General features: G+C 69.2%; 25 protein-coding genes and 1 pseudogene. 10 read left to right on the forward strand and 16 right to left on the reverse strand.

The genetic code is table 11. The annotated features are described in order from the left end of the window. Positions 1 to 32 precede the first annotated feature (32 nt). The 4 genes from IEY88_RS37365 to infC form a co-directional block, all read right to left on the reverse strand. Positions 33 to 875 carry a TrmH family RNA methyltransferase gene (locus IEY88_RS37365; RefSeq protein ID WP_189159743.1) on the reverse strand — a complete coding sequence of 281 codons (843 nt, stop codon included), beginning with the start codon at positions 873 to 875 and terminating at the stop codon, positions 33 to 35. Next, positions 872 to 1,261, reverse strand: coding sequence for a 50S ribosomal protein L20 (gene rplT, locus IEY88_RS37370; RefSeq protein ID WP_189159651.1), 390 nt, complete (start codon positions 1,259 to 1,261; stop codon positions 872 to 874). The genes IEY88_RS37365 and rplT overlap by 4 nt, the downstream gene beginning before the upstream one ends. 79 nt (positions 1,262 to 1,340) lie before the next feature. Further along, complete coding sequence (gene rpmI, locus IEY88_RS37375; protein WP_089950337.1) at positions 1,341 to 1,535, reverse strand: 50S ribosomal protein L35; 195 nt, start codon at positions 1,533 to 1,535, stop codon at positions 1,341 to 1,343. Between the two features lie 50 nt (positions 1,536 to 1,585). Then, complete coding sequence (infC, locus tag IEY88_RS37380) at positions 1,586 to 2,197, reverse strand: translation initiation factor IF-3 (RefSeq protein WP_189159652.1); 612 nt, start codon at positions 2,195 to 2,197, stop codon at positions 1,586 to 1,588. 286 nt (positions 2,198 to 2,483) lie between these two features. On the opposite strand from infC, the gene IEY88_RS37385 reads away from it, so the two are divergent. After that, a complete protein-coding gene (locus tag IEY88_RS37385) occupies positions 2,484 to 2,825 on the forward strand; it encodes a DUF1844 domain-containing protein (RefSeq protein WP_090067916.1) in 342 nt (113 codons plus the stop codon). A gap of 19 nt (positions 2,826 to 2,844) precedes the next feature. Here IEY88_RS37385 and IEY88_RS37390 read toward each other — a convergent pair whose 3' ends face one another. The 5 genes from IEY88_RS37390 to IEY88_RS37410 form a co-directional block, all read right to left on the reverse strand. Then, complete coding sequence (locus IEY88_RS37390) at positions 2,845 to 3,501, reverse strand: hypothetical protein (RefSeq protein WP_189159653.1); 657 nt, start codon at positions 3,499 to 3,501, stop codon at positions 2,845 to 2,847. Beyond that, complete coding sequence (locus tag IEY88_RS37395) at positions 3,498 to 4,088, reverse strand: hypothetical protein (RefSeq protein ID WP_189159654.1); 591 nt, start codon at positions 4,086 to 4,088, stop codon at positions 3,498 to 3,500. Before IEY88_RS37395 ends, IEY88_RS37390 begins: the two co-directional genes overlap by 4 nt. 76 nt (positions 4,089 to 4,164) lie before the next feature. Next, positions 4,165 to 4,545: a RidA family protein gene (locus IEY88_RS37400; RefSeq protein WP_189159655.1), complete on the reverse strand. Its 381-nt coding sequence runs from the start codon at positions 4,543 to 4,545 to the stop codon at positions 4,165 to 4,167. 11 nt (positions 4,546 to 4,556) lie between these two features. Next, positions 4,557 to 5,303, reverse strand: a complete 747-nt coding sequence (locus IEY88_RS37405) for an IclR family transcriptional regulator (RefSeq protein WP_189159656.1) — start codon at positions 5,301 to 5,303, stop codon at positions 4,557 to 4,559. After that, the gene (locus IEY88_RS37410; RefSeq protein WP_189159657.1) at positions 5,304 to 6,269 is read right to left on the reverse strand and encodes a sugar kinase; all 966 of its coding nucleotides are present in this window, start codon (positions 6,267 to 6,269) and stop codon (positions 5,304 to 5,306) included. 97 nt (positions 6,270 to 6,366) lie between these two features. Between IEY88_RS37410 and IEY88_RS37415 the strand changes: the two genes are divergently transcribed. The 4 genes from IEY88_RS37415 to IEY88_RS37430 all read left to right on the forward strand — a co-directional run bounded on the left by IEY88_RS37415 (position 6,367) and on the right by IEY88_RS37430 (position 12,833). Then, on the forward strand, positions 6,367 to 7,647 hold the full coding sequence (locus IEY88_RS37415) for an amino acid deaminase (protein ID WP_229694122.1): 1,281 nt from the start codon (positions 6,367 to 6,369) through the stop codon (positions 7,645 to 7,647). Positions 7,648 to 7,660: 13 nt separating this feature from the next. Beyond that, the gene (locus IEY88_RS37420; RefSeq protein ID WP_189159659.1) at positions 7,661 to 9,244 is read left to right on the forward strand and encodes an N-acyl-D-amino-acid deacylase family protein; all 1,584 of its coding nucleotides are present in this window, start codon (positions 7,661 to 7,663) and stop codon (positions 9,242 to 9,244) included. Continuing rightward, positions 9,241 to 10,644 (forward strand): GntP family permease, encoded by a 1,404-nt coding sequence (locus IEY88_RS37425; protein ID WP_189159660.1) that lies wholly within the window; start codon positions 9,241 to 9,243, stop codon positions 10,642 to 10,644. The genes IEY88_RS37420 and IEY88_RS37425 overlap by 4 nt, the downstream gene beginning before the upstream one ends. 98 nt (positions 10,645 to 10,742) lie before the next feature. Continuing rightward, positions 10,743 to 12,833 carry an alpha-galactosidase gene (locus IEY88_RS37430; protein WP_189159661.1) on the forward strand — a complete coding sequence of 697 codons (2,091 nt, stop codon included), beginning with the start codon at positions 10,743 to 10,745 and terminating at the stop codon, positions 12,831 to 12,833. Positions 12,834 to 12,881: 48 nt separating this feature from the next. Here the strand turns inward: IEY88_RS37430 and IEY88_RS37435 are convergent, their stop codons facing one another. Together IEY88_RS37435 and IEY88_RS37440 are read right to left on the reverse strand one after the other, a co-directional pair. After that, positions 12,882 to 14,042: a hypothetical protein gene (locus tag IEY88_RS37435; protein ID WP_189159662.1), complete on the reverse strand. Its 1,161-nt coding sequence runs from the start codon at positions 14,040 to 14,042 to the stop codon at positions 12,882 to 12,884. Between the two features lie 72 nt (positions 14,043 to 14,114). Then, complete coding sequence (locus tag IEY88_RS37440) at positions 14,115 to 15,269, reverse strand: FAD-dependent oxidoreductase (protein WP_189159663.1); 1,155 nt, start codon at positions 15,267 to 15,269, stop codon at positions 14,115 to 14,117. Positions 15,270 to 15,344: 75 nt separating this feature from the next. Here IEY88_RS37440 and IEY88_RS37445 point away from each other — a divergent pair, with 75 nt between their 5' ends. Further along, positions 15,345 to 15,941 carry a TetR/AcrR family transcriptional regulator gene (locus IEY88_RS37445; protein ID WP_189159664.1) on the forward strand — a complete coding sequence of 199 codons (597 nt, stop codon included), beginning with the start codon at positions 15,345 to 15,347 and terminating at the stop codon, positions 15,939 to 15,941. A 64-nt stretch (positions 15,942 to 16,005) separates the two neighbouring features. Here the strand turns inward: IEY88_RS37445 and IEY88_RS37450 are convergent, their stop codons facing one another. From IEY88_RS37450 to uvrA, 3 genes are all read right to left on the reverse strand, one after another. Continuing rightward, on the reverse strand, positions 16,006 to 16,470 hold the full coding sequence (locus tag IEY88_RS37450) for an SRPBCC family protein (RefSeq protein WP_189159665.1): 465 nt from the start codon (positions 16,468 to 16,470) through the stop codon (positions 16,006 to 16,008). 130 nt (positions 16,471 to 16,600) lie between these two features. Continuing rightward, positions 16,601 to 16,783 (reverse strand): hypothetical protein, encoded by a 183-nt coding sequence (locus tag IEY88_RS37455; protein WP_189159666.1) that lies wholly within the window; start codon positions 16,781 to 16,783, stop codon positions 16,601 to 16,603. Continuing rightward, on the reverse strand, positions 16,783 to 19,662 hold the full coding sequence (gene uvrA / locus IEY88_RS37460) for an excinuclease ABC subunit UvrA (protein WP_189159667.1): 2,880 nt from the start codon (positions 19,660 to 19,662) through the stop codon (positions 16,783 to 16,785). Before uvrA ends, IEY88_RS37455 begins: the two co-directional genes overlap by 1 nt. Before the next feature lie 225 nt (positions 19,663 to 19,887). On the opposite strand from uvrA, the gene IEY88_RS37465 reads away from it, so the two are divergent. Beyond that, on the forward strand, positions 19,888 to 20,640 hold the full coding sequence (locus IEY88_RS37465; RefSeq protein ID WP_189159668.1) for a maleylpyruvate isomerase family mycothiol-dependent enzyme: 753 nt from the start codon (positions 19,888 to 19,890) through the stop codon (positions 20,638 to 20,640). Between the two features lie 47 nt (positions 20,641 to 20,687). Here the strand turns inward: IEY88_RS37465 and IEY88_RS37470 are convergent. Continuing rightward, a pseudogene (locus IEY88_RS37470) lies at positions 20,688 to 21,647 on the reverse strand (acyltransferase family protein); the annotation flags it as partial. 139 nt (positions 21,648 to 21,786) lie between these two features. On the opposite strand from IEY88_RS37470, the gene IEY88_RS37475 reads away from it, so the two are divergent. Then, entirely contained in the window at positions 21,787 to 22,464 is a 678-nt protein-coding gene (locus IEY88_RS37475) for an MBL fold metallo-hydrolase (RefSeq protein WP_189159669.1), read from the forward strand. A gap of 26 nt (positions 22,465 to 22,490) precedes the next feature. Here IEY88_RS37475 and IEY88_RS37480 read toward each other — a convergent pair whose 3' ends face one another. After that, positions 22,491 to 23,072 (reverse strand): DUF7711 family protein, encoded by a 582-nt coding sequence (locus IEY88_RS37480; RefSeq protein WP_189159670.1) that lies wholly within the window; start codon positions 23,070 to 23,072, stop codon positions 22,491 to 22,493. A gap of 10 nt (positions 23,073 to 23,082) precedes the next feature. Between IEY88_RS37480 and IEY88_RS45315 the strand changes: the two genes are divergently transcribed. Both IEY88_RS45315 and IEY88_RS44630 read left to right on the forward strand, forming a co-directional pair. Then, complete coding sequence (locus IEY88_RS45315; protein ID WP_189159671.1) at positions 23,083 to 24,054, forward strand: amidase; 972 nt, start codon at positions 23,083 to 23,085, stop codon at positions 24,052 to 24,054. A gap of 108 nt (positions 24,055 to 24,162) precedes the next feature. Next, positions 24,163 to 24,816: a hypothetical protein gene (locus IEY88_RS44630; RefSeq protein ID WP_229694123.1), complete on the forward strand. Its 654-nt coding sequence runs from the start codon at positions 24,163 to 24,165 to the stop codon at positions 24,814 to 24,816. Positions 24,817 to 24,834 lie beyond the last annotated feature (18 nt).

Raw genomic sequence — 24,834 nt, forward strand, 5'->3', positions numbered from 1 at the left:
GCACGATAACCGCGCGCCCGGCACCCGTCAGCTCAATTCCTCTGGTCCCTGGCGGAGGCGTAGAGGCACACCGCCGCGGCCGTCGCGAGGTTCAGGCTCTCGGCGGCGCCGTACAGCGGCACCTTCAATGAGGTGTCCAGCTTCGCGACGACGTCGTCGGGCAGGCCGTGGGCCTCGCTGCCGAAGACCCACGCGGTCGGCTGGGCCAGTTCGCCGTTCGCCGACGCCTCGACCAGGTCCTGCTCCGCGTACCCGTCGGCGGCGACGAGCCTCAGCCCGGCCTGGCGGCACGCGGCGAAGACCTCGTCGGCGTCGCGGGAACGGGCGATCGGCAGGTGGAAGAGCGAGCCGGTGGAGGCGCGCACGCACTTGCCGTTGTGCGGGTCGACCGTGTCGCCCGCGAAGATCACCGCGTCCGCCCCGGCCGCGTCGGCCACGCGCGTGACGGTGCCCGCGTTGCCCGGGTCGGAGACGCCGTAGAGCACGGCGACGAGGCGCGGGGTGCCCCGCAGCGCCGTCTCAAGGGGCTGCGGCACGACGTCGCAGACCGCGACGAGCCCTTGGGGCGTCACGGTTTCCGACAGCGAGGCGGCGGCCTTGTCGTCGACCTCGCTGATCCTGATGCCTTGTGCGGAGGCGGCCTGGAGCAGTTCGGCGTTGCGTTGCGCGGCCGGCGCCGTGACGAAGAGCTCGTGCACCTCGCCGGTCTTCCAGGCGAGTGCCTCGCGCACGGCCTGGGCGCCCTCGACGAGGAAGCGACCGGCCTTGTCACGGCCCTGGCGGCGGGTCAGGTGGCGAGCAGCAACGACCCGAGGTGTCCGTTCGGTGAACGGAGCTGCCTCGGGTCGGTGGTGTCCGTGCGGGTGCTGGCTCAGGCCTTGTCCCCGAGCGGAGCGTTCACGTCGGCCGGGAGCGCCTTGCGGGCGATCTCGACGAGCGCCGTGAAGGCGGTGGCGTCGTGGACGGCGAGGTCCGCGAGGATCTTGCGGTCGACCTCGACACCGCCCAGGCGCAGGCCCTGGATGAGGCGGTTGTAGGTCATGCCGTTCGCACGGGACGCGGCGTTGATGCGCTGGATCCACAGCTTGCGGAAGTCGCCCTTGCGCGCACGGCGGTCGCGGTACGCGTAGTTGAGCGAGTGGAGCACCTGCTCCTTGGCCTTGCGGTACAGCCGCGAGCGCTGACCGCGGTAACCGCTGGCCAGCTCGAGAACGGTACGACGCTTCTTCTGGGCGTTTACAGCCCGCTTGACGCGTGCCACGGGTACATCCTGTCGATCTCATGGGGAAACCGGCGTCGGGGGCCGGTTTCCCGAATTAGCTAGGGGGTGTCGAAGCGGGTCAGAGACCGAGCAGCTTCTTGATGCGCGGGGCGTCGTTGTCCGACACGACCGCGGTGCCGCTCATGCGACGCGTCACCTTGCTGGACTTCTTCTCCAGGATGTGGCGCTTGCCGGCCTTCTCCCGGAGGATCTTGCCGCTGCCGGTGACCTTGAAGCGCTTCGAGGTCCCGCTGTGCGTCTTGTTCTTCGGCATTTCCGTCCTCGTCTCGTGCTACCCACCGGAGTCGGGGGCGGGCGTGCGTCCTACGCCTCTTCCGAAGCGGTGTCGTCCGCCTCGGGCGCGTCGTCGTCGCTCTTGACCACGCGCGGCTTGATGTTCTTGTGCGGCGCCAACACCATGATCATGTTGCGGCCGTCCTGCTTCGGGTTCGACTCGACGAAGCCCAGCTCCGCGACGTCCTCCGCCAGCTTCTGCAGAAGCCTGTAGCCGAGTTCGGGGCGCGACTGCTCGCGACCGCGGAACATGATGGTCACCTTGACCTTGTTCCCGTGCGAGAGGAAGCGGGCCACGTGGCCCTTCTTCGTCAGGTAGTCGTGCGGGTCGATCTTCGGGCGGAGCTTCTGCTCCTTGATGACCGTCAGCTGCTGGTTCCGACGAGATTCGCGAGCCTTCTGCGCCGTCTCGTACTTGAACTTGCCGTAGTCCATGAGCTTGCAGACCGGCGGGCGAGCCTGAGCGGCGACCTCGACGAGGTCGAGATCCGCTTCCTGCGCGAGTCGGAGCGCGTCCTCGATGCGAACGATCCCGACCTGCTCACCATTCGGCCCGACCAGACGAACTTCCGGCACCCGAATGCGGTCGTTGATGCGCGGCTCGGTGCTGACGGGTGCACCGCGGTTCGAGGGACTTGTCATTCACGTCCTTTGAGACTCGGTTGCGCCAAAGACAAGAGCCCCGTCGTCGAATGTCGACAACAGGGCCCGCTTCCGACCGATCTCACACCCGACCCGCTGACACCCGTGTGCCTGCGATCTGATGGACCGGACCCGGCCACCTCAAGAAGCGGTGAACGCGGGTGGGAGCGGGGCTCCACTTGCCGCTCTCGCACTCACGAGAGCTGGTCGCGTCGGAAATACTAGCAGACGCTCTTGTCAACCCCCGAATCGAGGCTCGGTGACATGCGCTTGCTTGAATGTCGGGGTGACTGATCCGCTGGAAGACAGCATCCGTGACCTGGGCGATGTCCCGAGCATCGAGGTCATCAGCCGGGCGGCCGTGATGCTGCTGTCCGCCGCGGCCGAACGTCTCGGCCTCGCGGACCCGGACCCCGACAACTCCCCGCGCCGCGACCTCGACGAGGCCCGCCGCCTGATCACCGGTCTGGCCGGCCTGGTCACGGCCACCTCCGAGTACCTCGGCCCGCACGCCGCGCCCCTGAAGGACGGCCTGCAGTCGGTGCAGCGCGCGTTCCGCGAGGCCTCGGCCGTGCCGGACGAGCCGGGGCAGGGCCCTGGCGAGAAGTTCACCGGTCCCGTCTACTGATCCGCGCGGTGCGGGCCGATCACTCGGCCCGCACCACCACCGGTTCCCACGGCTCGGCCCTGACTTGGAAGACCGCGCTGGCCCGTTGCCCGGTGGCCGCGCGGAAGCTGACGGTGGAACCGTTGTGCAGCGGCCCGACCTCCAGGTGCTCGACCGGCGGCTCGTCGTCGTACTGCTGGAGCCCGAGCACCCTCGAGCCCGGCACCACGGACACGGTGAGCTGCTCGATGACCGCGGGCCCGCCGAAGTAGCTGAGCCGGAACTCGTCGGGCGCGCCGGGCGTGATCGCGAACGTCGGCATGCCCCTGCGGCTGCGCTCGACCGCGATGAGCTCGGTGATCTCGTTGATCTGGGCCGTCGCCTGCTGCGCCGTGAACTGGGCCTCGTCCGCGAGCATGCGCGAAGCCGAGGCCTCCTCGGCCGCCTTCCCGACGGCCTCCTCGGCCTTCATCGCCGCCTTCTTGGCCTCCTCGGCGGAGTTCTTCGCCTGGAACGCGCTGGCCGTGGCCTGCTCGACGGCCCGGCGCGCGGCCTGCGCCTCCTCCTGCGCCTTGCCGGCGGCCTGTTCGGCGGTCCTGGCGGCCGCCTGCGCGTGCTTGGCCTCCCGCGCCTGCCACAGGGCGACGGCCAGGGCGCACATCGCCACCACGGCGGCGATCACCGCGATCGCGATCATGCCCGCACCCCCAGCGCCGCGAGCTGCCTCCTGGCGAGCTCGTCGATGACGTCCGTGTCTCCCGTCCGCCAGGCCACGGCGGGATCGCCGTCGAACTTGCCGAGCTCCCGCGGGCTGAGACTGGTGAGCGCTCTCAGCGCCAGCAGGTCGGGCTTGTCCCTGAGCCGCGCCGTGTTCGCGGCCTTGCGCGCGTACCGCAGCCGGACCGGCAACCACGTGACGAGCAGGAAGAGGACGGGGATGACAACGATGGCGAAGGCGAGCCAGAACGCGGACTCCTCCACCACGCCGATCTGCGCGTTGCCCGCGCTGGTCAGGGTTTCACCGGCCTTGCTGCCGTTGCCCAGCGCACCGGCCAGGTCCTCGCCCACGAACGGCACGCCCTTGGCCTTGGCGGCGGCGTTGGTGAAGACGTCGCGGATGTTCCCACCCGCGTTGACCAGTCCGTCTCCTGGCGCCCGCAGTTCGAGCACCCAGTCGTGGACGGTGGTCGCCACCCAGGTCCAGAGCGCGATCCAGCCCACGGCGAGGAGGTCGGCGACCAGCTGACGCGTGAACCTGACAGGTCTGTCCGCGTACCACTTCATGCGCGGATCGTGTCACAACGTCAACAACGGCCCGGTGTGCCGCTGGGCACCCCGGACCGCCGTTGCGACGAACGGATCAGTCGACGACGGCGAGCGCGTCGATCTCCACCAGCAGACCGGCGGGCAGTCCGACGTAGACGGTCGTGCGGGCGGGCGCCGGGTCGGTGACGAACTCGCCGTAGACCTCGTTCAACTCCGCGAAGTGCGCGGTGTCGGTGAGGTAGACGCGGATCATCACGACGTCGTCGATGGACGCGCCACCGGCGGCGAGGACGGCGTGCAGGTTCGCGAACGTCTGGCGCGTCTGCTCGGCGACGGTGGTGCCGACGATGTCGCCGGACTTCGGGTCGAACGCGACCTGGCCCGCGACCTGCAGGATGTTGCCCTTGCGCACACCCTGCGAGAAACGGGCCACCGGCTGCGGCGCGTCAGCGGTCTTGATCTCAACCTTGGACAACGGAACTCCCTCTATCTCGGAACATAACCGCATTCGACTGATGCAGCTTCGGCGGTGGCCAGCAGGTCGGGCAGGTGCGACAGCAGGCCCTCGTAGTCGAGCAGCACCTTCGGCACGGACATCGACACGGCCGCGAGCACTTCGCCGCGCGCGCCCTTGATCGGGGCCGCGATGCAGTGGATGAAGTCCTCGTGCTCGGAGTTGTCGACGGCGTACCCGTTGGCGCGCACGCGGTCCAGCTCGGCCAGGTACGCGGCCGGGCCGAGGATGGTGTTCTCGGTCAGGCGCGGGAACTCCATGCCCGCCAGCACCTTCTGCAACGCGGGCGCGGACAGGTCGGCCAGCAGGATCTTCGCCACGGCCGTGCAGTGCAGCGGCGCGCGGCGGCCGATGCGCGAGTACATGCGCATCTGGTGCCTGGACTCGTACTTGTCGATGTAGATCACCTCACCGTCCTCGTAGGACGCGAGGTGGACGGTGTGGCCCAGGCGGGAGTTGAGGTCGCGCAACGCCGGTTCGGCGGCGCGGCGGACGTCGCGTTCCTCCAGGGCGAGGTTCGCGAGGTCGAACAACGCCGTGCCCAGGCGGTAGTGGTGCACGCCGTCGCGTTGCACGAAGCGGTGCGACTCCAGCGTGCGCAGCAACCGCAGCGTCGTCGACTTGTGGACGCCGATCACGCCGGACAGCTCGTCCAGCGTCTTCGGGCCCGTCGCGAGCTGGTTCACCAGCGTGAGCGCTCTGTCGAGGCTCTGGCTCATCTACTCCTCCAGGCGGGCGGACGCCCAGGTCTGCGGGTCGGCGTGCAGCAGCGGAACCGTCACGTCGTCCGGCAAAGGATCTCCGACGTCCTCGGCGGTGAGCAACGCGGACGCCGCCTGCAGGTGCCCGGCGCGCAGCCGCACCGACGGGGACTCCCCCGCCAGGGTGGCCGCGAGGAAGCCCGCCGCGAACGCGTCGCCCGCGCCCACCGGTTCCACGACCTCGACCTTCAGCGCCGGCTCGAAGTACGACGCACCGCCTTCGAGCAGCGTCGCGCCGTCCGCGCCCTGCTTGACCACCAGGGACGCCGGACCGGGCAGCAACCGCCTCAGCCGCTGCGGATCCCCCGTGCCCCAGACGAGTTCCGCCTCGTCGGAGCCCGCCAGCACGACGTCGGCCATGTCCGCGAGCTCCCGCAGCACGCGCGGGTCGCGGTCGGTCCACAGCGCCGGGCGCCAGTTCAGGTCGAACGAGATGCGGAACCCGTGCCGCGGCCGGCGCAGCAGCTCGCGCATCATCGCGAGGCACGAGTCGGACAGCGCGGGCGTGATGCCGCTGAGGTGCACGAGCTTCACCTCGCCGAGCCCGAGCCGGTCGATCATCTCGAGGCCCATGCCGGAGGCCGCCGAACCGCGCCGGTAGTAGCGCACCGGGCTGCCGTGCGGCGAGGCCTCCTTGACGTACAGGCCGGTCGGACGGACCGGGTCCACCCGGACGCCGGACACGTCGACGCCGAAGCCGCCCACGGTGTCGAGCACCGCCATCCCGAACGAGTCGTCGCCGACGGCGCTGACCCAGGACGACCGCACGCCGAGGCGGGTCAGGTGCACGGCGACGTTGGACTCGGCGCCCCCGACGGCCCTGTGCCAGGTTCGCACCAGGTGCACGGGACCGGGTTCAGCCGGAACCATCATCACCATGGTCTCGCCGAGACACACGACACCGCCGACGTGATCGAACCGCATGCGCGCTCCAGAGGTGTTCGTTGACGGCGGCGAGACCGAATGCTACACAACTCAGCATCACATCGCGCAATGGGAGTTGCAAAATATGCAACATCTGATGGAGATGGACCTCACGGCCGTCGCGGACATCAGGTCGGAACGGGTCAGCTGGCGCTTCAAGGGCCTGCCGTCGAGCACGTTCGGCTCGACGATCGGCGAGGTCGCCGGTCAGCGTCTCGACCTGTTCGCCGACGAGTTCGTCGGGCCGCTCGTCGTGCTGGACGCGGACGCGTTGACGCACAACCTGACGACGATGTCGAAGTGGTGCGACAACCACGGCGTCAAGCTGGCACCGCACGGCAAGACGACGATGGCACCGCAGCTCTTCCAGCGGCAGGTCGAGCACGGCGTCTGGGGTCTCACCGCCGCCAACGCGTCGCAGCTGCGGGTCTACCGGGCGTTCGGCGTCTCGCGGATCCTGCTGGCGAACCAGCTGCTCGATCCCGCCGCGCTGCGCTGGCTCGTCCGCGAGCTCGACGGCGACCCGGGTTTCGAGTTCAGCTGCTGGGCCGACTCCGAGGCCGGGGTCGCGCTGATGACCGAGACGCTGCGGGAGCTCCAGCCGTCACGGCCGGTCGACGTGATCGTCGAGCTCGGCGCTCCCGGCGGCCGGACCGGTGCCCGCGACCTGGAGACGGCGCTGGCCGTCGCCCAGGCCGTGGACCAGAGCCCGGTGCTGCGACTGGTGGGCGCGGGCGGCTACGAGGGCGCACTGGCGCACGACGCCTCCGAGTCGTCCAAGTCCGTTGTGGACGGTTACCTGACCGACCTGCGCACGCTCGTGCTGCGGCTGGGCGACACCGGGCTGCTCGACGAGCTGGACTCGGTGATCGTCACGGCGGGCGGCAGCGCCTACTTCGACCAGGTGGCGGCGACGCTGTCGCAGCCGTGGCCGATGCCGGTGACGCCGGTGCTGCGCAGCGGTGCGTACATCACGCACGACGACGGGTTCTACCGCGGGATCTCGCCGTTCTCCCGGATCGACGGGGTGGAGCCGTTCCGCAGCGCCCTGCGAGCGTGGGCCCAGGTCACGTCACGGCCGCAGCGCGACCTGGCGTTGCTGACGATCGGCAAGCGCGACGCGTCGTTCGACGAGGGCCTGCCGGAACCGCAGCTCGTGCGCCGCCCCGACGGCGCGATCGCCCCGCTGGCCGGAGCGACGATCACCGCGCTCAACGACCAGCACGCGTTCCTCCAGCTCGGCGCCGAGGCCACGGTCAGGGTCGGCGACTGGATCGGGCTCGGTCTCTCGCACCCCTGCACGGTGTTCGACAAGTGGCAGCTGATCCCGGTCGTGCAGGGCACGACCGTGGTCGACCTGATCCGCACCTACTTCTAGAAGGAGTGCACCGATGGACGACGTCGTCCTGCGCGGACCGCTGATCGCCGACGGCACGGGCGCGCCCGCCTACCAGGCGGACGTGGGGATCAAGGACGGCAAGGTCTCCTCGATCGGTGCCGGGATCTCGGCCACCCGCTCGATCGACGCGGACGGGCTGGTGCTCGCGCCGGGGTTCATCGACATGCACTCGCACTCGGACCTGCGCGTCCTCGCCGAACCGGACCACCTGGCGAAGGTCTCGCAGGGCGTCACGACCGAGGTGCTCGGCCAGGACGGCCTGTCCTACGCGCCGGTGGACGACGAGGTGCTCGCGACGTTGCGCGGCCAGCTCGCCGGGTGGAACGACGACCCGCCCGGCTTCGACTGGAACTGGCGCTCGGTCGGCGAGTACCTCGACCGGCTCGACCGGGGCATCGCGGTGAACGCCGCGTACCTGGTGCCGCAGGGGACGCTGCGGATGCTCGTCGTCGGCTGGGACGACCGCAAGCCCACCGAGTCCGAAATGGACACGATGAGGTCCGTTCTCGCGCAATCGCTTGCGGAGGGCGCGATGGGCATGTCGTCGGGCCTGACCTACACGCCGGGCATGTACGCGGACACGTCGGAGCTCGTGCAGCTCTGCGAGGTCGTCGGGCGGCACAACGGCTTCTACAGCCCGCACCACCGCAGCTACGGCGCCGGCGCGCTGGAGGCGTACGCCGAGATGGTGGACGTCTCGAAGCGCTCCGGCTGCGCGCTGCACCTCGCCCACGCGACCATGAACTTCCCGGTGAACAAGGGTCGCGCGCCCGAGCTGTTGACGTTGCTCGACGACGCGATGGCGAACGGTGCCGACATCTCGCTGGACACCTACCCGTACCTGCCGGGCGCGACCTACCTCTCCGCGCTGCTGCCCTCGTGGGCCACGGAGGGCGGGCCGGAGAGGGCGCTGGCAAGGTTGTCCGATGTGGACACCCGCGAACGCATCCGGGCCGAGATCGAGGAGACGGGTTCGGACGGCTGCCACGGCGTGCCGGTCGACTGGGACTCCATCGAGATCAACGGCGTCCGCAACGAGCACAACGCCCACCTCGTCGGCTCCAGCGTCCTGCGGTCCGCGTCCCGGCTGGGACGTGCACCGGGCGACCTGTACTTCGACGTGTTGGTCGACGAGCGGATGGGTACCTCGTGCCTCATGCACGTGGGCCACGAGGAGAACGTGCAGGCGATCATGAAACACCCGGCGCACACCGGTGGCTCCGACGGGCTGCTGGTCGGCGACCGGCCACATCCGCGCGCGTGGGGGACGTTCCCCCGGTACTTCGCGCGCTACGTCCGTGAACTGGGCGTGCTGAGCCTGGAGGAGTGCGTCGAGCACCTCACCGGCCGCGCCGCCAAGCGTTTGCGGCTCACCGACCGAGGTCTGGTCCGCGAGGGCTACGCGGCAGACCTGGTGCTGTTCGACCCCGCGACGATCGCCGACACGGCGACGTTCGACGAGCCGCGACAGCAGGCCGCCGGCATCCCGTACGTGTTCTGCAACGGGGTGACGGTGATCGACGACGGAACCGCCACCGGCTCATTGCCAGGCCATTCACTCAGGAGCCGCCCGTGATCGACTGGTTGCAACACTCAACAGGGGGCTTGCTCACCCTCGCGGTAGTCAGCATCGCGGTGCTGCTGCTACTGATCATCAAGTTCAAGGTCGAGCCGTTCATCGCGCTGATCGTCGTCGCACTGCTGGTCGCGCTCCTCGCGGGCGTGCCGGTGGAGACGCTGGTCGGGTCGGCACAGAAGGCCTCGGACTCGTTGCTGGAGAAGGGCTTCGGCTCCATCCTCGGGCACATCGCCGCGATCATCGGCCTCGGCACGCTGCTGGGCGCGATCCTCGAGGCGTCCGGCGGCGCGCAGGTCCTGATGGACAAGCTGATGAACGCGTTCGGCGAGAAGAAGGCGCCGGTCGCGATCGGCCTCGCGGGCCTGATCTTCGGTGTGCCGGTCTTCTTCGACATCGGCATCTTCGTGCTGGCGCCGCTGGTCTACGTGGCGGCGAAGCGGTCCGGCAAGTCGATCGTGCTGTTCGCGATGCCGTTGCTGGCAGGTCTTTCGGTCATGCACGCGTTCATGCCACCGCACCCCGGACCGGTGGCGGCGGCCGGTCTGCTGGGGGTGTCGCTCGGCTGGATCATCATCATGGGTCTCGCGGTGGCGCTCCCGTCGTGGTTCGTCGGCGGTGTCCTGTACTCGTACTGGATCGGCAAGCGCCTCAACGTGCCGGTCCCGGAGGAGATGCTGGCGGCGGCCGAGGTGGCGCGGGCGGAGAACGGCGGCGACGACCGCGACCCGCCGTCGCTCGGCCTGGTGCTCTCGATCATCGGCCTGCCGCTGGTGCTGATCCTCGCGGGCACGTTCGGCTCGATCCTGCTCACCAAGGGCACGCGCCTGTACTCGGTGGCGACGTTCTTCGGCACGCCCGCGGTCGCGCTGACGATCTCGGTGCTGCTCGCGTTCTGGCTGCTGGGTTTCCGGCGCGGCATGACGCGGGAGAAGGTCGCGGAGCTGTCCGCCGCGTCGCTCAAGCCGGTCGCGATGATCCTGCTCGTGGTCGGTGCCGGTGGCTTCTTCGGCGCCGTGCTGGCCGCGACGGGCATCGGCAAGACGCTCGCGAACGAGCTGTCGGGCATCGGCCTGCCGGTGATCGCGCTGGCGTACGTGATCAGCTGCGTCATCCGCATCGCGCAGGGTTCGGCGACGGTCGCGATCGTGACGACCGCGGGCATCGTGGCACCGGTGCTGGCGGACCTGGACTACTCGCAGCCTCAGCTCGCGCTCGTCGTCATGGCCATCGCGTCCGGGTCGATCATCGCCTCGCACGTGAACGACGGCGGGTTCTGGATCGTGTCGCGGTACTTCGGCCTCTCCGTGAAGGAGACGCTGCAGTCGTGGACGGTCCTCGAGACCATCCTCTCGGTGGTCGGTTTCGTGGTCGCGGCAGTGCTCAGCCTGATCGTCTAACCAGACAGAACTCAACAATCTCCAACGCTTGACAACGTGAGTCCCGCACCTGAGGATCGGCGCAATGTTCATTTGTGTTTGATGTGGACGGGGCCCGCATGAGCAACACGGAGGTCGTGCACCTGCACGACGACACCTCCAGCGTCGTCATCACCCTCGCGGGCGCGAGCCTGCCGGTCGTGACGCACTGGGGGCGCACGCTCGGAGACGTGGACCAGGCCGCGCTGCGCGGCCTGGTCGACGTCGTTTCGTGGACCAACCCGAACAACGCGCCGGACGCGCCCGTGCCGCTCGCCCTGCTGCCCGACGCCGGTGCCGGGTACGTCGGCCGGCCAGGACTGCGCGGCCACCGCGGCGGCGCGGACTTCGCGCCCACGCTGACGGTGACGTCGTTCGGCGTCGAGGACGACTCGATCTTCCGGTACGTGGCGTCGGACGAGGCCGCCGGACTGACCGTGACCGGCACCCTGGAGCTGCTGCCGTCCGGCATGCTGCGCCTGCGGCACGTCGTCCGCAACGACGGTGGGACGCCGTACTCGTTGGAGGGCTTGGAAACCGCGCTCCCCATCCCCGCGCACGCCACCGAACTGCTCGACTTCACCGGCCGTTGGGCTCGTGAGCGCGCACCGCAGCGTCAGGCGTTGCAGTACGGGTCCTGGGTGCGCGAGAGCCGCCGCGGCCGCACCGGGCACGACGCGACGATCGGGTTGCTGGCCGGGACGCCGGGGTTCTCGTTCCGCGACGGCGAGGTGTGGGCGCTGCACGTGGCGTGGAGCGGCAACCACGTGACGTACGCGGAGAACCTGGTCGACGGCTCCCCCGTCCTGGGCGGCGGCGAACTGCTGCTGCCGGGCGAGATCACCCTTGCGGCGGGCCAGGAGTACGAGTCGCCGTGGCTGTACGCGGCGTACTCGAACTCCGGCATCGACGGCATCAGCGCCGCGTTCCACCAGCAACTGCGGGAGCGTTCGTTGCGACCCCGCCCGGTCGTGCTCAACACGTGGGAGGCGGTCTACTTCGACCACGACCTCGCGCGCCTGACGTCCTTGGCCGACACCGCCGCCGCCATCGGCGTGGAGCGGTTCGTGCTGGACGACGGCTGGTTCCGGCACCGCCGCGACGACTCCGCGGGCCTCGGTGACTGGTTCGTCGACGAGACGGTGTGGCCGGACGGGCTGACGCCGTTGATCAAGCACGTCCGCGCGCTGGGCATGGAGTTCGGGCTGTGGTTCGAGCCCGAGATGGTCAACACGGACTCCGACCTCTACCGCGCCCACCCGGACTGGGTGCTCGGGCCGCGTCCCGGCGTGCTGCCGCCGCCGTCGCGCAACCAGCAGGTGCTGAACATCGCACACCCCGAGGCGTACGCGTACATCCTCGACCGCGTGTCGTCCGTGCTGGCGGACAACGACATCGCATTCGTGAAGTGGGACCACAACCGCGACCTGATCGGCTCGCGCGTGCACGAGCAGACGGCCGCGTTCTACCGGTTGCTCGACGAACTTCGGCTGCGGCACCCGCACGTGGAGATCGAGAGCTGCTCGTCCGGTGGCGCGCGGATCGACCTCGGCGTGCTCTCGCGCACCGACCGCGTGTGGACGTCGGACTGCAACGACGCCCTGGAGCGCCAGCTGATCCAGCGGTGGACCGGCGTGTTCCTGCCGCCGGAGCTGATGGGCGCGCACGTCGGCCCGACGAAGTCGCACACGACCGGACGCGTGCACGACCTGTCGTTCCGGGTGGCCACGGCGATGTTCGGGCACTTCGGGATCGAGTGGGACATCAACTCGGCCACCGACGAGGAACGTGCCGGGCTGCAGGCGTCGATCGAGTACTACAAGGACGTGCGGTCGTTGGTGCACACCGGTGTCACGGTGCACTCCGACCACCCGGACCCCGCGGCCTGGGTGCACGGGATCGTCGCGCCCGACCGGTCCGAGGCGCTGTTCGGGTACGTGCAGCTCACGACGTCGACGCAGAACAAGCCGCGCCGGGTGCGGCTGCCGGGGCTCGACCCCGCGCGGACGTACCGGGTGTCGTTCGACGCCCCGGCCGGCCGTCCGGCGTTGATCCAGCGGCAGCCCGAGGAGTGGAAGCCGGTGGAGCTGCCCGGCTCCGTGCTCTCGGAGGTCGGCATCCAGCTGCCGGTGCTCGAACCGGAGCAGGCGGTTCTGGTACGCCTCAAGTGAAAGAAGGGCCCCGGCGGACGATTCCGCCGGGGCCCTTCCTCTCCCCTCTTACCGGCCGGCGCGACTTCCGTCGGCCTTGGTGGCCCACCACTTTCCGCCAACACCCTGCCCGTTGGCATCACCGCAGACCTTGTCCCCTGCGAACAGGTACTGCGGCCACCCCGCGATGGTGAGCTGTTTCTTCCCGTCCCGCTCGATCGTCCCCACGAGCGAGGCGTCCACGCCCTGCACCTGGAAGCCCTCGCTGACGAAGGCGGGCGGCCACTGCACCGCGCAGTCGCCGGAGCAGGTGCTCGCCGGCGGTTCCGCGGTGTCGTCGTCGAACCGGTAGAGCGTCATGCCGTCCTTGTCGGTGGCGACGACGCCGAGATCCGCGACGGTCGCGCTGGTCAACGCGATCGCCTTGTTCTGCTGGGCCTTCTTGCCGTCGGTGGCCGTGGCGAACCACTTCGGCACCGTGACGCCCTTGGCCTCACCGGGCTTGCTGTCGTTCTTGAAGACGTACTGCGGCCAGCCCGCGACCGTGAGCTGCTTCTTGCCGTCCTTGCGGTCGACCGTGCCGAGCAGCTTCGGGTCGACGCCCTTCACCCGCGGCGTGTCGCCCTCGACGACCACCGGCGGCCACGTCTCGGCACAACCACCGTCGCAAGTGGACGTCGGAGGCTGGGCCGTGTCGCCGTCGAACCGGTAGAGCGTGAGACCCGCGTTGTTGGTCAGCACCGCACCGAGCCCCGCGACGACACCCGTTCGTGCCGCGAGCTGGGTGCGGGCGCCGTTCGTGCCGGTGGCGAACCACTTGCCCTGCAGGCCCTGGCCCTTGGTCTCCCCGGGCTTGGCGTCCTTGGCGAACCGGTACTGCGGCATGCCGTCGACGGTGAGCTGACGGCTGCCGTCCCCGCGGACGATCGAGCCGACCAGGCCCTGGTCGACGCCGTTCACCGAGAATTTCTCGCCGGGGACCGTGGCGGGCGGCCAGGTCGCGGCGCACTCACCGTCGCAAGTGGACTCTCCCGGCTTGTCCCCGTCGAAGCGGTAGAGGGTGAAGCCCTGGTCGTCCGTGACGACGGGACCGAGGTCCGCGATCTCCGCGACCTTCAGCGCCACAACGCCTTCCTGCTGCTGCGCCACCGGCTTGCTCTCCGGCGTCCCCGCGCAGGCGGTCAGCGAGATCAACCCCAACGCGACGACCGCAACGCTCTTGCGGATCATCTTGAACCTCCTGGCTCGTGCCCTCCAACGCCCATCACACGCAGGGGAAGCCAGAACGGTTCAAACTTTTTTCTAGAACATCGCGCGCTTCAACCCGGGCACCGCCGCGGCCGTCCTGAGCACCGTGCGGAACAGCGTGCGCGAGACCGGGCCACCGTCCGCGAACTGCCTAGCCGCCCGCAACGAGTCCCGCACCGCCGCGAACCCGTACTCGTACATCTCCGCCTCGTACCGGGCGATCGCGTCACCACCCTCGGCGATGCACCGCGCGAGCAGCTGCGCGTCCCTGAGCGCGACGTTGGCCCCGACGCCTCTCATCGGTGTCATCGCGTGGATCGCGTCGCCGAGCAACGTGACGTTCGTGCTCTCCCAACGCCCGATCGGCTTCGACGACCTGATGCGCCACTCGCTGACCGTGTCCGGGTGCGAGGAGCCCACGATCCGGCGCAGGTCGGGACTCCACCCCGCGATCCTGCGCAGCACGTCGGACTGCAGACCGTTGGTGATGTCAAGGTCCTTGGCGGCGTACGCCCACATCAGGTACGGACGCACGTTGTCGAACAGCACGCCGTCGTCGTCGGAGTAGCCCAGCCCGTCGTGCGCCACCAGGAACATGCCGCACGCGCTGGTCGGGATGATCGAGTTGGCCCTGACGAGCAGCCTCTCGGGAATCCAGTCGTGCTCGTCGAGGAAGAGCTTCCCCGCGACCGCGGTGATCCCGACCGGCTCGGTGCCCGCGTGCGGCAGGTACTGGCCGCGCACGCGGGACCGGATGCCGTCCGCGCCCACCAGCACGTCGCACTCGGCGGTCGTGCCGTCCTCGAAGTGCAGGGTGATGGCGCCGCCGTCGTGCTCGTAGCGCTCGAACCTCTTGCCGAACCGGACGTCCAGCCCGTCGAGCAGCACCTGCCGGAGCGTGATCCGGCTGGCGGAGTAGTGCTTCTCCTCGTCCGGGTCGAGCACGAGCAACGGCGTGAGCTGTTCGGTCAGGAAGCCGAACCCGTTCTCACTGGTCCCCGCGCTCCGCTCGAACCGTTCCCAGTTCTTCGCCGGTAAGCACTCTCTCAACGCAGCGGCACCGTGCGGGTTGATGTGCACCCGGTACCCCTGCAGGCGGTCCGTGCGCGAGAGATCGCGCTCGTAGACCGCCACGTCCACACCGGCCTTGCGCAACCCGTGCGCCAGGCACAGCCCGCCGATTCCCCCACCGATCACTGCGATCCTCATGTCGCCGAGTTTCAACCGTCTGGTTGATTAAGTCAACCTGCTGGTTGAAAGTGGGCCGTCGGCTACCGTGTCGCCGTGGATCAACGCCGCTCCCCCAGCGCCTCGGAACGCAAGCGCGACCCGGAACGCACGCGGGCCCTGCTGCTGGAGGCGGCCGCGGCGGAGTTCGGCGCGAAGGGCTACGCGGCCACGCGCACCACGGACATCGCGGCGCGGGCGGGCGTCAACAAGCAGCTGATCTCGTACTACTTCGGCGGCAAGGAAGGCATCTACAAGGAGCTCGCCACGAGCTGGCACTCCTCCGCCGCCGAGATGGCGAGCCGGAGTCAGGCGCTGGACGAGGTGGTGGCGGGGTTCGTGATGACCACGCTCACCGACCACGGCCGCATGTGGGCGTGGGCGAACCTGGCCGGCGACAGCCCGCCCACCGACGAGGAGTTCTTCCAGGCCCAGGTGGAGCAGATGCGTGCCCGCCAGGCCGCCGGCGAACTGCCCGACGGGATCGACCCCGCGTTCCTGCTGCTGGCCCTGATGGCGGCGGCCTCGGCACCGTTGACGCTGCGGCAGAGCGCGGGTCAGATCACCGGCGAGGATCCCGCGACGCCCGAGTTCGCGGCCAAGTACGCGGAACAGCTGGGTTTGCTGGTGCGGCACCTTTCCGGCCGAACCTGAGAACCCGCTGCAGTGTGAGCGCCAAGCCGACCGAGCGATCGCGTGCGTGGGCACCACCTGGTGACTAGGACTCCCGGCTGGCGGCCTTCTCCTCGAGCGCTGCCTTCAGGCCCTTGAAGCCGCCGCGCATCATCATGTCGTGGTTGCCGCGGAAGAACGGCTTGGCGATCAGCACCAGGCGCCGCAGCAGCGCCTTGTTGACCACGACCTCCTGGTCGAAGTGGAGGTCGGTGCCACCGTCGCGGCCGGTGATCTCCCAGCTCGCGTAGCCCTCGAGGTCGCCGGACAGCGTGGCCCGGAGCAGGCCGGCCTGCTGGTTGCGGATGCTGTGCTTGACCTGCACGACGAGGTCGAACGGCAAGAACGACCGGCATCTGAGCTCGCCGGTCTCGTCGTCGATCTTCGTCGCTTTGCGGACCTCGTGCCACCACAGCGGGTAGTTCGCGATGTCGGACAGCACCTCGTACACATCGGCCGGAGGCGCGTCGACGTGCCACACGCTGTGGAAGCGATAGCGGTTGAGTGACACGGCCGCCATCATCCCGGATACCTCGCCCGAGTGACAGGTCCTCGACCAATCTCACAGACGACCGGGAAATTCTCCACCGGGTGTACTACGGCTCTAGCGGGACTCCAGGGCCCCACTAGGCCGCAGGTGTTCACTTGTCGACTAGATGAGGAAGCCGTTCCAGGGTCCGCAACCAGCTGACAGCCGCGACGCGGCGGAGTGCCTGCTCCGACGAGTCGAGCGCCTCCACGAGGCTGAAGGGGTACGCCACGGGCTCCCCGCGCGACGCCTGAAGGGCGCGCTCGCGGTGGGCCAGCGCATCGAGTGGAATCATCACCCTGCTGCCGACACCTCCTCGTTTTCGAGCACCTGCAGCAAGAACTGCCCCGTGTAGCTCTTCTCGACCTGCGAGACCTGCTCGGGCGTGCCCTCTGCTACGACCATACCGCCGCCGGAGCCCCCTTCGGGACCCATGTCGACGATCCAGTCGGACGTCTTGATGACGTCGAGGTTGTGCTCGATGACGATGACGCTGTTCCCCTTGTCCACCAGGCCGTTGATCACGCCTAGCAGCTTGCGGATGTCCTCGAAGTGCAGGCCCGTCGTGGGCTCGTCGAGGATGTACACCGTCTTGCCCGTCGAGCGCTTCTGCAGCTCCGACGCGAGCTTCACGCGCTGCGCCTCACCACCGGACAGCGTCGGCGCCGGCTGGCCCAGCCGCACGTAGCCGAGACCGACCTCGACCAGCGTCTTCAAATGGCGGTGGATCGCGTTGATCGGCTCGAAGAACGTGGCCGCCTCCTCGATCGGCATGTCGAGGATCTCGGAGATCGTCTTGCCCTTGTAGTGCACTTCCAGCGTCTCGCGGTTGTACCGCGCGCCCTTGCAGACCTCGCAGGGGACGTAGACGTCCGGAAGGAAGTTCATCTCGATCTTGATCGTGCCGTCGCCCGCGCACGCCTCGCAGCGGCCGCCCTTGACGTTGAACGAGAAGCGGCCCGGCTGGTAGCCGCGGACCTTCGCCTCCGTGGTCGCCGCGAACAGCTTGCGGACGTGGTCGAACACGCCGGTGTAGGTGGCCGGGTTCGACCGCGGGGTGCGGCCGATCGGCGACTGGTCGACCCGCACCAGCTTGTCGACCTCGTTGAGGCCGTTGATGCGGGTGTGCCGGCCCGGCACCTGGCGGGCGCCGTTGAGCTTGTTCGCGAGCACCGTCGCGAGGATGTCGTTGACCAGCGTCGACTTGCCGGAGCCGGACACGCCCGTCACCGAGACGAGGGTGCCGAGGGGGAACGACACGTCGATGCCGCGCAGGTTGTGCTCGCGTGCGCCGACGACCGTGAGCTGGCGCTTCTTGTCGATCTTGCGGCGCTTCGCGGGCATCGGGATCGACTTGCGGCCCGACAGGTAGGCGCCGGTCATCGACTCCTTGTTCGTGAGCAGCTTCTTGTACGGGCCGCTGTGCACGACCTTGCCGCCGTGCTCACCGGCGCCGGGGCCGATGTCGACCACCCAGTCCGACGCGCGGATCGTGTCCTCGTCGTGCTCGACGACGATCAGCGTGTTGCCCAGGTCGCGCAGCCTCGTCAACGTTTCGATCAGGCGGTGGTTGTCGCGCTGGTGCAGGCCGATCGACGGCTCGTCCAGCACGTACAGCACACCGACCAGACCGGAACCGATCTGCGTGGCGAGCCGGATGCGCTGCGCCTCACCGCCGGACAGGGTGCCGGACGCGCGGTCGAGCGAGAGGTAGTCGAGGCCGACGTCGAGCAGGAAGTGCAGGCGGGCCTGGATCTCCTTGAGCACCGCGCCCGCGATCATCGACTCGCGCTTGCCGAGCTTGAGGCCGTCGAGGAACTCGGAGCACTCCGAGACGCTCATCGCGCAGACCTCGGCGATGGAGCGGTCGCCCTTCTTGCCGTGGTGCAGCGTGACGGCGAGGATCTCGGGCTTGAGGCGGGTACCGGCGCACGCGGGGCACGGGACCTCGCGCATGTAGCCCTCGTACTTCTCCCGCATGTAGTCGGACTCGGTCTGCTCCTGCCGCCGTTCGAGGAATGGGATGACGCCCTCGTAGTTGGCGTAGTAGGAGCGCTCACGGCCGTAGCGGTTCTTGTAGCGGACGTGCACCTGCTCGTCGATGCCGTGCAGGATCGCCTTCTGCGCCTTGGCCGGCAGGTGCCGCCACTGCGTGTCCATCCGGTAGCCGATGGTCTCGCCGAGCGACTGCAGCAGGCGCTGGAAGTACTCCGCGGTCTGCCCGCCCGCCCACGGCGCGATGGCACCGTCGGCCAGGCTCAGCTCGTCGTCGGTGACCACGAGCTCCGGGTCGACCTCCTTGCGCACGCCGATGCCCGTGCAGACCACGCACGCGCCGTACGGCGAGTTGAAGGAGAACGACCGCGGCTCCAGGTCCTCGATCGCGAGCGGGTGGCCGTTCGGGCACGCCAGGTTCTCCGAGAAGCCCCTGATCCGCTTCGGGTCGGTCTCCGGCAGGTCGACGAACTCGAGCTCGACCAGGCCGTCCGCGAGCCGCAGCGCCGTCTCCACCGAGTCGGTGAGGCGCTGCTTGGACGAGGCCTTGACGCTCAGGCGGTCGATGACGACCGCGATGTGGTGCTTCTCCTGCTTCTTGAGCTTGGGCACGTCGGCGAGCGCGTAGACGACACCGTCGACCTTCGCGCGCGAGTAGCCCTGGCCCTGCAGGTTCTGGAACAGGTCGACGTACTCGCCCTTGCGGCCGCGGATGACCGGCGCGAGCACCTGGAACTTGACGCCCTGCTCCATCGCGAGCACCTGGTCGACGATCTCCTGCGGCGTCTGCTTGCCGATCGCCTCGCCGCACTGCGGGCAGTGCGGCTTGCCGGCGCGGGCGTAGAGCAGGCGCAGGTAGTCGTAGACCTCGGTGATCGTGCCCACGGTCGAGCGCGGGTTGCGGCTCGTGGACTTCTGGTCGATCGAGACGGCGGGCGAGAGGCCCTCGATGAAGTCGACGTCGGGTTTGTCCATCTGCCCGAGGAACTGGCGCGCGTACGCCGAGAGCGACTCGACGTACCGGCGCTGGCCCTCGGCGAAGATCGTGTCGAAAGCCAGGCTCGACTTGCCGGAGCCGGACAGCCCCGTGAAGACGATCAGGCTGTCCCGCGGCAGGTCGATGTCAACGCCGCGCAGGTTGTGCTCGCGGGCGCCGCGAACAACAAGACGGTCTGCCACTGGGGTCCCTTCGGCTGCGATTGGCGGGTCACTCACGCCACACTCTTCCGAACAAGCGTTCGAAGAGTACTAGCATCGGATTGGAGGCTGCGACCGACCCGCCGACCATGCTAGGTCGCACCCCTGACAAAAACGGTTCCGGTGGCTATCGCATTCCCCTGAGCTGCGATTACCCATAGGCTGGACGCTTCGATCACGAGCCTCAACGTCGGGGAGAGGCAGCACATGACCTACACGCCGTCCACGGAGCACACGCCCGTACCTGCGCCGCGAGGGGTGCCGGACCGGCACATCACCGCGGTGCGCGAGGCGACGGACGTGCTGTACGAGGTCGTCGAGGAGCTGGACGAGGCCGCCGTGCGCGGCGCGTCGCTGCTCCCCGGCTGGACCCGCGGACACGTCATCACCCACCTCGCGCGCAATGCCGACGCGTTGGTGAACCTGCTCACCTGGGCCAGGACCGGGGTGGAGCACCAGGCCTACGCCTCGCGCGCGGACCGGGACGCCGACATCGAGGAGGGTTCCCACCGGCTGCTCCAGGTAATCAAGGCCGACCTGGACTCCGCCTGCCAGCGGTTCGACGTCGCGTGCCGCGAGTTCCCGGCGCACGCGTGGCGTTCGGAGGTCACCGCGCCCAAGGGGCAGACGATCCCGGCGTCCGCGGTGCCGTTGTTCCGCCTGCGCGAGATCTGGATCCACCTCATCGACCTGAACGCCGGCGTCGGCTTCGGCGACCTGCCCGCGGACTTCGTCGAGGAGTTCCTCGACGACGCGGTGGAGCAGTTCGAGGGCAGGGTCGACCCGTTCGGCATCGAGGTGACCCTGCCCGACGGCGGTCAGCGCACCTGGGCGCTCAACGGCCCGGCCGGTCGCAGCTCCGTCAGCGGGTCGGCGAGCGCCGTCCTGGGGTGGCTGACCGGCAGGACCGACGGGTCGGACCTGCGCGGGGAGCTGCCGGACCTGCCCGACTGGATCTGAGTGAGCAGCTTGTAGGCGGGGCGTTCGACGAACTTCGTCATCGCCCAGCCGAGCACCAGCGCCGAGGTGACGAAGCCGGCGAGGAGCCACCAGGACCGCAGCCCAACGGCGTGCATGCGGTCCATCACCACGGTGCCGATCTGCTGGTGCACGAGGTAGACCCCGTACGAGATGCCCGCGAGCCAGGTGATCGGCCTGGCGATCGGGCTGAAGAACACCCAATCGGGTCCAGCGGCGGCCGCGCACACCATGAGTAGCAGTACGGCGAAGCCGAGCGTCGATCCATACTCGGTCGTGTGAATCGCCTGCGCGATCAGGGTGGCCACGAGGAGCGCGGCCAGGTGCGGCGTCCTCACCCTGTCCTTGTGCCACAGCCAGATCGCGATGCCGGCGGCGAACAACTGCGCCCTGTGCAGCGCGAACCCGTTGTAGACGACGAACAACGCGTGTGAGTGGTCCAGCAACGGCCGCAGCAGCAGCGGCGTGACGATGAGCGCCCACAGGAAGACGCGCAGCCGTGTGCCTCTCAACACCTTCACGAGCACGGCCCCGGCGATGAACGCGGCGATCTGCACCGGCACGGTCCAGTAGGCGAAGTCGACGATGTCGACGTCCGGCATCCACTGGTTGATCAGCAACAGGTTGTAGACGACGTCCCTCGCGTCGAGCTGGCTCCACCCCTCGGGCGCGATCCACCTCTGCACCGCGTAGGTGAGCAGCACCGCCGCCATGTACGCGGGCAGCAGTCTGGCGAGTCTCTTCCACAGGAACTGTCCCGGCCTGCCGCTGTTCAGCGAGGCGCAGGCGAAGAACGCGGAGACGACCATCAACGTGCTGGCGCCCATCGACATCGGGAAGGTGAACGGCAACGGCCCGAGATCGGGGTGGCTGCTGACGCTCGTGAGCGTGGCGTGGTGGAGCAGCACGCACCCGATGGCGACGACGCGGAGGACGTCCCAGCTCACCCTGCGGGCCGTGCGGGACTGCTGTCGTTGCGCTGGAATCACGAGAGGCGGGGACCTGTTCGTTTGGTGCTTTCGGAGTACTCGGGCTCGGACGCTTGATCCTTACCTACCCTATGAGTGAGACCTGTATGCAACCTGAAGGTGTGCGTCCCGCCGCATCGAGCGACTACCGTCTGCCACCGTGGACGTACACGAGAACTACACCGGTCACGTCGATCCGGAGGGCCCGGCCGCCCGTCGCACCCTGGACGCGCTGACCATCACGAAGATCTCCGTCGGTCCGATGGACAACAACGCCTACCTGCTGGTTTGCCGGTCCACGAACGAGGCGTTGCTCATCGACGCGGCCAACGACCACGAGCGCCTGACGGACCTCCTGGGCTCCAGCCCGGACCGCCCGAGACTGCGCACGATCGTGACGACGCACCAGCACGCCGATCACTGGCAGGCACTCGAAGCGCTGGCAGGAGCCCACAGCACCAACACCGCGGCGCACGAACTGGACGCCGCCGTCCTCCCCGTCCCACCGGACGTCCTCGTGGACCACGGCGACACCATCAACGTGGGAGAAGTCCCGCTCTCGATCATCCACCTGCGGGGCCACACACCGGGCTCGATCGCCGTCGTCTACGACGACCCGACGGGCCACCCGCACCTCTTCACCGGAGATTCACTCTTTCCGGGGGGTGTGGGGAAGACCACGTCCGCCGACAACTTCGCGTCGCTGATCAACGACGTCGAGGACCGGCTGTTCGCGGTGCTGCCCGACGACACGTGGTTCTACCCCGGTCACGGCGACGACTCGACGCTCGGCAAGGAGCGTCCCTCGCTCGCGGAGTGGCGCGCCCGAGGCTGGTAGACGCCTCGCCCGAGGTGGTCGGTTCGTCAGCCGACCACGTCGAGCAGGTCCAGGTACCCGGTGGTCGTGCGCCACAACGCGTCCGAGTAGGGGGTCAGCTTGCCGGGGCTCCAGCGGTGATCGGTGTAGGCCTGGTTCTCCCGCCGCAACGCCCGCAGGCTCACCTCGAACTCGTCCTCGACGCGCCTGCGCAGCTCGTCAGGCGACGGCGCTGGGGTCCTGACCAGCTCCCCCGTGCCGTCGCTGACGGCGACGAGCGCTTCCTCGTCGAGGCCGTCCGCCGCGCTCCAGACCAGTGCGGGCCGGTCGATGCGGTGGTTCCACACCGGGGCGTCCTTCGAGCGCCAGCGGGCCTCGAACGGGTTGCGCGACAGCCGCGTCGAGTTCGCCCAGTGCTCGGCGCCGACCGGTTCGCTCATCCACGGCACCTCGTCGACCGGCAGGTCGGTGACCAGCGCCACCTCGATGGCGTCGACGTCGCGCGGCACGTCCAGCAGCGCGCCGAAGACCCACAGCTCGACCACCTGGAACCGGAAGAACGAGGCCGGCAGCTCGCCGCACTTCTCGGCGAGTTCGGTCAGGTGGTGCACAGCACGAGTCCATTTCACGAGGTGGATCATGCCTGACCTGGTCGCTGAGGCCTTGGCGCGGCTGGATGCGGTGGAGCCCGTGCTGTGCGCGTTCCACGAGGTGTTCCGCACGCCCTCTCTCGACGTGGACCCCTCGCTGCCGTTCGCGGGTATGCCCATCGCGGTGAAACGAGGCGAACGTTCCAGCCACCGGGAAGCGTTGGTGGCCATGGGTTGCGTACCGATCGGACTGACCACGACACCCGACGGCAGCACCCCGTGGCAGACGTGGGGCCGCAACTCTCGCGGCCTCACACGCAACCCATGGAACCTCGACCGCACGCCGGGCGGTTCGTCGGCGGGCTCGGCCGTCGCGGTGGCGTCCGGCGTCGTGCCGCTGGCCACGGGCGTCGACGGCGCGGGCTCGATCCGCGTCCCGGCCGCGTGGTGCGGCGTGTTCGGCCTGAAGACGACCTCTTCCGAACGGGCCGCGGTCGGCGTCTTCGTCCGCGACCCCTCGCTGCTCGCCACCTACCTGGGCATCACCGAGGTCAGCACGCCCTCCGCGGTCTGGTCCACCGACCTGGGCTTCGCCGGCGTCGACGACGAGCAGGCGTCGATCGCCTGGCAGGCCGCCGCTCCCCTGCGCCCGAGGCCCGTCCCGCTGTCGCTGGAGGACCCGGCGGACGACTGGTTCGCCGGCCGCTGCGGACCGAACCCCGGCCTGGACGCGGTGTTCGAGACCGCGGACCTGCTGCTCACCCCCACCACGCCCGGCCCACCCCACGGCCACGACGGGCCGGGCGCGCGGATCAACACGGCGCTGACGTGGGCATTCAACCTCAGTGGCCATCCGGCGATCAGCATCCCGGCCGGGTTCGACTCGGGTGGCCTGCCAGTCGGGTTGCAGGCCGTGGCGCGGCACGGTCGTGAGGCAGATCTGGTGGCCGCCGCGCTCTTGATCTCCGGCGCGGTGAAGGTTGCACCTTGGCCGCCACGAACTCCTTTTAAGCGCGCCTGAACTGACCCGCAACCCACGCACAGAATCACCCGATCGAGTGCTTTGGGTCCAATTCACCTCGCTGATCACGGTTCGTGCGGTGTCCTCGTCACCCGAAGGAGGCCACGGATGGCACGCAGAATCGGTGGGGCCGGAGGCGGATCGGATCCAGGTGCCGGCAAGGCGGGCGCGGTGGTCGCGGCAGGGGTGCTGGCGGTGTCGCTCACCGCCGGCGGCGGGCTGTCGCTCGGCGGAGGCGCGTCCACGACCGCCGCCGAGTCGGCCGGCGTGAACCTGAGCAGAGCCAAGTCCGAGGGCAGGAAGTCCGCCCGCGACGGTGACGCCGACGGCGCGTGGCGCCGGGTGAACATGCGGACGCTCAAGCGCTCGGCCAAATCCGTTTCGGAGTGCGTCTCGCATTCGTTCGGTCAGGTGCGGGACCACTTCGTCCGCAGCCCGTGCAGGTCGCTCGACCGCACGCTGTTCGCCGTCGGTGACGACCAGGGCAACGTCGCGGTGGTGTCCGTGGCGTGGGTCGGTTTCCGAAGCCGGCGTGACGCCGGGGAGTTCAGGAGGCTCATCGACGTGCACGGCACCGGCGACATCAGCCCGCTCGCCACCCCACTGCTAGGCCTCGCGGACGTCCGCTTCACCGGGCTGCACTACCAGTCGCGGACCGAGGGCACCACGATCGTCATCGCCGAGACCGAGTCCGCGTCCGGCCAGGTCAGCGGTGAGACGCTGGACGCCATCGCGGACATGGCGAGCTGGCTGCCGCACTGAGCCGCACGCACGATGTCG

Origin of the sequence: Lentzea pudingi, assembly GCF_014646255.1 — a bacterium.
Lineage (GTDB): Bacteria > Actinomycetota > Actinomycetes > Mycobacteriales > Pseudonocardiaceae > Lentzea > Lentzea pudingi.